The organism is Bacteroidales bacterium (assembly GCA_031275285.1).
Taxonomy (GTDB): Bacteria; Bacteroidota; Bacteroidia; order Bacteroidales; family UBA4181; genus JAIRLS01.
In genome coordinates this window covers 1-6581 of sequence record JAISOY010000121.1, presented here as the reverse complement: position 1 = coordinate 6581, position 6581 = coordinate 1, and the positions used below count along the sequence as shown (strand labels likewise).

The 6581-nt window shown below is 36.8% G+C and carries 6 protein-coding genes; 4 read left to right on the top strand and 2 right to left on the bottom strand.

Annotated features, from left to right (window positions below; genetic code table 11):
* Together LBQ60_12690 and LBQ60_12685 are read left to right on the top strand one after the other, a co-directional pair.
* A partial coding sequence (locus tag LBQ60_12690; protein MDR2038772.1) for a hypothetical protein occupies positions 1-537 on the top strand: 537 nt, incomplete at its 5' end.
* An 11-nt stretch (positions 538-548) separates the two neighbouring features.
* The gene (locus LBQ60_12685) at positions 549-1031 is read left to right on the top strand and encodes a hypothetical protein (GenBank protein MDR2038771.1); all 483 of its coding nucleotides are present in this window, start codon (positions 549-551) and stop codon (positions 1029-1031) included.
* Here the strand turns inward: LBQ60_12685 and LBQ60_12680 are convergent.
* Together LBQ60_12680 and LBQ60_12675 are read right to left on the bottom strand one after the other, a co-directional pair.
* Positions 1028-2152 carry an N-acetyltransferase gene (locus tag LBQ60_12680; protein ID MDR2038770.1) on the bottom strand — a complete coding sequence of 375 codons (1125 nt, stop codon included), beginning with the start codon at positions 2150-2152 and terminating at the stop codon, positions 1028-1030. The two genes, LBQ60_12685 and LBQ60_12680, sit on opposite strands and share 4 nt — an antisense overlap.
* 15 nt (positions 2153-2167) lie before the next feature.
* The gene (locus LBQ60_12675; GenBank protein ID MDR2038769.1) at positions 2168-3295 is read right to left on the bottom strand and encodes a pyridoxal phosphate-dependent aminotransferase family protein; all 1128 of its coding nucleotides are present in this window, start codon (positions 3293-3295) and stop codon (positions 2168-2170) included.
* Between the two features lie 408 nt (positions 3296-3703).
* On the opposite strand from LBQ60_12675, the gene LBQ60_12670 reads away from it, so the two are divergent.
* Both LBQ60_12670 and LBQ60_12665 read left to right on the top strand, forming a co-directional pair.
* A complete protein-coding gene (locus tag LBQ60_12670) occupies positions 3704-6160 on the top strand; it encodes a DUF1080 domain-containing protein (protein MDR2038768.1) in 2457 nt (818 codons plus the stop codon).
* Positions 6161-6269: 109 nt separating this feature from the next.
* The gene (locus LBQ60_12665) at positions 6270-6473 is read left to right on the top strand and encodes a cold-shock protein (GenBank protein MDR2038767.1); all 204 of its coding nucleotides are present in this window, start codon (positions 6270-6272) and stop codon (positions 6471-6473) included.
* Positions 6474-6581 lie beyond the last annotated feature (108 nt).

The window sequence follows — 6581 nt, the reverse complement described above, 5'->3', positions numbered from 1 at the left end:
TTCGCTGGCGTCTGTTTATGGATAGTGGGATTATCAGCGCAAACGGAAGAAGAATTACTTCCGCTTCAATCAAATTTTAAACCTCATTTTTCCGGTGCATCTGTAAATGCTGGTTTTATGATCATGCCGGGTGTAGGATCCGGAAATTTCATTGCGCCAAAAATCAGTTTTCACGCCACTCCCCGTCTATTTGTAAATGCCGGGGTAACTATTTTACAATATAATAGTTTACTTTCGCCCAAACCAGCTTCCGAATCCACACAAAGACGTACTGGTCCGGTTATAGCTGCCTATGTTTTTACTGAAGGTGTTTATTTGTTGAATGAGAAATGGAGTATCAACGGGTCTGCCATGAAATATATTACCTCATCGGGACCATTTAATCAGGCAACACCATTCCGGCTTCCCAAAGAAGCCATGCATTTAGGAGTCGATTATAAGATAACCCCAAACATCACAGTCGGAGCAAAAATAGGATATTCGAATGGCAGCAGAGGCAATAGTTTATACAATCAAGCAACACCACATTTTTTCTAAAATAATCGACAATGTTTAAAGCCGATATTGGTGATTTTTTATATTTTATTATACTGCTCGTGCTGGTATTTGCCGGAGGTATTGAAAAATATATAAAAGGAAAAAAGCAAGAAGCACAAAAACAGCACCTTCCAACTTCTGATGAACTAGCAGGAGATGAGGATGACTTTGAAGAAGTGGGGCAGGAATCTTCATCTCCACAGCATTTGGAAGAGGTATTAAAAAGAATGTTTCAGGAAGTAGAACCTCAGGCAAAAGAATATATTCCTTATTTTGAAGAAGAAGCCCAATCATTAGAAATAATTCCGGAAGGAAAAACGGATAATTATCTGGAAAATAACCAAATAAATATTTCGGAAGAAGAGAAGATGATTTATTCACCTGTATCGGAAGAAGTATCAGTATCTGAATCTGATGCATCCTCCCATGAGGAATTCGATTTTGATATTCGCAAAGCAATAATCGCCAGTGAAATATTAAACAGGAAATACTAAGAAATTAACTTACGATAGCAACGCCGCCTGGCATATAATTCCTTTTCATAACTTTTCCATGCTGAAACAGCATTAACATTACTTTCAAGTTGTGGATTAGAGATCGCTATTCCTATATTGTTTCGAATATACGCCTTATTCATTTCCGAATAATATAATGAATGTACGCCTTTATTTTGCCATTCAGGCAGAACTCCATTTAAATACAGATCTATGGTATCGTTTTTCCTCAATGCATTCAATATATAAAAAAATCCGAAAGGAAATAGGTTTCCCTTAGACTTTTGCATAGCCTTAGATAACGAGGGCATACTAATTCCAAATCCGATAATCTTATCAGTGACATCGGCAACAAAGCAAACATATTCAGGTTTGATAAAACTAAAATATTTCTTTACATAATAGTCAATCTCTTTTTCGGTAAGAGCAACAAAGCCATATAAATTAGCAAAAGAGGCATTAAGTACCTCAAAAACTTCTTTGGCACGTGGTAAAATTTCCTGAACAGATGCAAATTTAAGTACTTTCAGGTTATATTTTTGCATGATCAGGGTATTGAGCCGTTGTACTTTATCGGGTATTGGCTGGGAAGCATTAAATACATATTGTATCCAATCTTCTACTTTTGAATATCCATACTTTTCAAAATGATCAACATAATAAGGATAGTTATAGATATTGGCAATTGTCGGTAATTTATCAAATCCTTCAACTAAAAGACCTTCATTATCCATATCAGTGAAACCCAACGGGCCATGGGTACCTTCCATACCACGTTCTTTAGCCCATTTTTCCACCTCGGCAAAAAGAGCGCCCGAAACATCATAGTCATCGATAAAATCTACCCATCCTATTCGTACCAACCTGACACCCCACTTATCTATGGAACGATGATTGACAATACCGGCAATCCGTCCGACGATCTCATTATCCTTATATGCTAACCAATATTTGGCTTCGCAATAATCAAATGCCGGATTTTTATCTTTATGTAGAGTCTGTATTTCTCCTTCAATCAATGGAGGAACCCAAAATTCAGATGAAGCGTATAGTTTAAATGGAAACCTGATAAAACGCTTTAAATCTTTTTTTGAGATGACTTCATGTATGGTTATACCCATTACAAATTATAATTACTAGATAACATCCAGGGATTTACCCGCTTTTATCAGCTTTTCGATAGCCATATTTACCTGATCATATGTATGGGTAGCCATTAATGATAAACGTATTAACGTGCTGTCATTAGCTACTGCAGGAGAAAGTACCGGATTTATAAAGATACCATCATCCAGCAAATGCTTGGTAAGTTTGAATGTTTTCATGTTATCGCGGATCATCAAAGGAATAATTGGCGTCTGTGTATGTCCGAGATCAAATCCGGCTTCCCGTAAATTCTTTATGGTATAATGGGTAATTTCCCATAGATGTTGAATACGCTCCGGCTCTGCCTGGATAATATCTAATGCAGCACTAACACTTGCTGCAGCTGCAGGAGAAATACTTGCACTGAAAATTAATGTACGGGAGTGATGCTGCAAAAAATTGATGGTTGCCTCATCGCTGGCTATAAATCCACCGATAGATGCTAAAGATTTACTGAATGTACCCATAATCAGGTCTGTACGGTCCGTCAGTCCGAAATGAGATGAAGTTCCACGCCCCTCTTTTCCAATAACACCCAATGAATGAGCATCATCAACCATTACTGTACCATTGTACTTTTCAGAAAGATGTATTATCTGTGGAAGGTCCGCAATATCGCCATCCATGCTGAAAATTCCATCAACAACGATTAGTTTCATCTTGTCCGGTTCACACCGCTGAAGCACTTTTTCCAACGAATCCATGTCGTTGTGCTTGTATTTCAAAACCTTTGAAAAAGACAAACGGCTTCCTTCAATGATAGATGCATGGTTTAATTCATCGATAATGATATAATCATTACGTCCGGTAAATGCCGGAACAACGCCAATGTTCACCTGAAAACCAGTACTATAAACAATGGCAGCATCTTTTCCTACAAAATCAGCCAATTTACGTTCAAGGCTAAGATGCAGATCCAATGTTCCGTTAAGAAACCTGGATCCGGCACAACCAGTTCCATATTTATCAATAGCGGCCTTTGCAGCCTCTTTTATTTTTGGATGGTTGGTGAGCCCTAAGTAACTGTTTGAACCAAACATCAGCACTTTTTTGCCGTTTACGATCACTTCGGTATCCTGATCAGACTCTATTACCCTAAAATAAGGATAAAGTCCCATTGCTTTGACATCTTGAGGATCGGTGTATAATTCAGTTCGTTGAACCAGTAGATTTTTTCGGGAACCGGTCATCTCTAATTATGTATAAGTTTGTTATTTTAAGTTCAATTTTATTAAATCACATTCTTCCAAAACGGAAAATTTCAGCCTGCAAAGATAAAAACTATATGATAAACTACAACGAAGGTTTAAAATTAAAAAATAAATAGACAATATATTGATTTTTTTAAAATAGGTTTGGCCAGATAGAAATATGTATTGAATAATACTATTTTACTTGCATATTTACGGGAATATAAAATAGTGTTTATGGAATATCCGAAAAATATTAGCTTTGTTATCAGTATTTTTTCTATACAATTCAAAAAATTGGATATAAAATTATCCAGTTATAAATGACCAAATCTTATGGATAGGCAATACTTTACTTCATTAATTCTGATTTATACCTCTTTCCTGATAACCTTATTTTTCTCATCTTGTAGTGAAAAAACAGGCACAACCATATTGGTTGATGCCTCAAAAGTGGAACATAAGATCACACCATGGCTTTATGGATCATGTATAGAAGATGTGAATCATGAAATATACGGAGGATTATATGATCAGAAAATTTTTGGGGAAAGTTTTGAAGAGCCTGTTCCTGATATGGCATTTGATGGTTTTTCAGTATATGAAGGATCCTGGAGAAGCATAAATGGTGAAATATCTGTACAGTCCCATCCTGGAGCAAAATTAGTCTATGATCGGGTAGTCTTGGAGAATGGTTCTGTCGAAGCAGAAATAATGTTCTCAGGAAAAGGTGATGGTAATGCAGGAATATTGGTATATGTAGAAGACGCACGTAATGGTGCGGATAACTTTTATGGATATGAAATTAGTTTAAGTGCAACCGGGAAAAAGGTGGTATTTGGTAAACATAAAAATAATTACGAACATATCAGGGATATTGAGGTAAACTGCAATCCTGCAAAATGGAATCATCTAAAAGCGATAATGACCGATAAGCATATTTTGGTATTCCTGAATGATCAACAAATATTTATTTACAAGAATAATGATCCTTCCCTCAGGAAAGGTAGAGTATCCTTACGTACATGGTATTCCGACGTGATATTCAGAAACATAAAAATAACAACAGGAAATATTTCCCAGACATTATCATTTAAACCAAAACAGTTATTTTCAGTAAGTTACCAATGGGATACTATTCTCACCGGAAATGTGAAGCCTTTTTATATGCATGATGCTAAAGATGCATACAATGGACAATATGCACAAGTTATCGGTCTGGCTTCTGGCAATGGTATCGTTGGGATAAGTAATGCTGGACTGAACAGGTGGGGAATAGCTGTCAGGAACGGGCAAAGATTTCAGGGACGTCTTTACTTGAAAAGCCCTGATTTAAAAGGTAATGTCATAATAGCCCTACAAAACTCCTACGGGACTAAAGAATATGCTAGGCAAGAAATAGTAAATATAACCGATCATTGGGAAAAATACTCATTTGATTTAGTTCCCGATACGGACGATACTAATGCAAGATTTTCCGTTTATATAAACCAGCCCGGAAAACTGTGGATAGACCAAGTCACATTAATGACAACAGGAAAAGACCAGTTTAAAGGGCTTCCATTCCGGAATGATATAGCACAGGCTATGATCAATCAAAAACTTACATTCCTCCGATATGGAGGAACAATGATCAATGCTCCGGAATACAGATTTAAAAAGATGATAGGTGACCCGGACCGGCGCCCTCCATACAGGGGTCATTGGTATCATTATTCTACAAATGGCTTTGGCATAGAAGAATTTTTAAAGTTTTGTGAAACTGCCGGTTTTACGCCCTCCTTTGCCATTAATATAGAAGAAACACCTGAGGATATGGCTGACATGATAGAATACCTGAATGGTTCGGCGACATCTGAATGGGGAAGAAAACGAGCAGAAAACGGACATCCCGAGCCTTATCGCATTAAATATATTGGTATTGGAAACGAGGAAGTCCTGTTTGACGGAGACAGGACAGACCAATATGATCATTATGTAGAGCGGTTTAATCTCCTATATGATGCGATCAAAGGAAAAGATCCTTCTGTATCTTTAATTAATACGGCATGGTGGCGTCCGGAATCCCCGAATATGGAGAGGGTTTTTAAAGCCTTGGATGGAAAAGCCGAATATTGGGATTATCATCCCTGGGCTGATCAACTAACATCAGGAAAAAATGTTGAAAATGAATTGAAAAGGATGCAGCAGCTATTCCTGCAATGGAATCCTGAAACAACCATGAAGTGTGTTATTTTTGAAGAAAATGGTAATACGCATAACATGCAAAGGGCATTGGGACATGTAACCCTCCAAAATGCCATACGCAGAATGGGTGGTTTTGTTCTTGCCTCATGTGCAGCAAATGCCCTTCAACCTTATCAACAAAATGATAATGGCTGGGATCAGGGACAAATATTTTTCACCCCTTCCCAGGTATGGGGAATGCCTCCTTATTATGCACAGCAAATAGCTTCGCAATACCATCAGCCATTACTTGTACACAGCCAAACGAATAGTGAGGAGATGGATGTATTAGATATTACTGCCACAAGGAATGAAGATGGAAGCCAACTGGTGGTACATATAGCAAATACCGGAAAAGAATCTACACCTATCAACTTGAGAATAAAATATATGGACAAAATTAAAAAAGTCAAAACTATTACCCTATCGGGAAGCCTTACAGACGTCAATACTCCCGAAAAACCGGAAATGATCGTACCGGTAGAGAAAAATTTACGAAAAAAGAGTCATCTGAAGTATGAAATAGCTCCATATTCTTATACACTGTTTGTATTTTCTCAATTTTAATTACCCTCTTACAATTTTTATTGTATAAATATGATACTTTTTAATAAAAAAATTAGGAATTATCAAAAAAAACTGTATGTTTGCGTTTTTAACAAATAATTTTTTTAACATGAAAGGCAAAGTAAAATGGTTTGACTCCGGGAAAGGTTACGGATTCATTCAATCAGAAGAAGGGACTGACGTTTTCGTACACTATTCTGGTATTGAGAAAGATGGATTTAAGACCCTTGAACAAGGTCAGGACGTTAGTTTTGACGTTACTGATGGAAAAAGAGGTCCCCAAGCAGTTAAAGTTGAATTGATTCAATTATGATAAGAGGCTTTACAGGAAAAAAACCCGGTGATTACCGGGTTTTTTTATTGTTGTATGTTTGGTATGGTGTCTGTATATGCTAAAATAAAAACACCCTTCCATTTTTAA

Coding starts and splice junctions, on each gene's coding strand:
- LBQ60_12685 (MDR2038771.1), top strand. CDS start 549: ATGTTTAAAGCCGATATTGGTGATTTTTTATATTTTATTATACTGCTC.
- LBQ60_12675 (MDR2038769.1), bottom strand. CDS start 3,295: ATGGGACTTTATCCTTATTTTAGGGTAATAGAGTCTGATCAGGATACC.
- LBQ60_12670 (MDR2038768.1), top strand. CDS start 3,704: ATGGATAGGCAATACTTTACTTCATTAATTCTGATTTATACCTCTTTC.
- LBQ60_12680 (MDR2038770.1), bottom strand. CDS start 2,152: ATGGGTATAACCATACATGAAGTCATCTCAAAAAAAGATTTAAAGCGT.
- LBQ60_12665 (MDR2038767.1), top strand. CDS start 6,270: ATGAAAGGCAAAGTAAAATGGTTTGACTCCGGGAAAGGTTACGGATTC.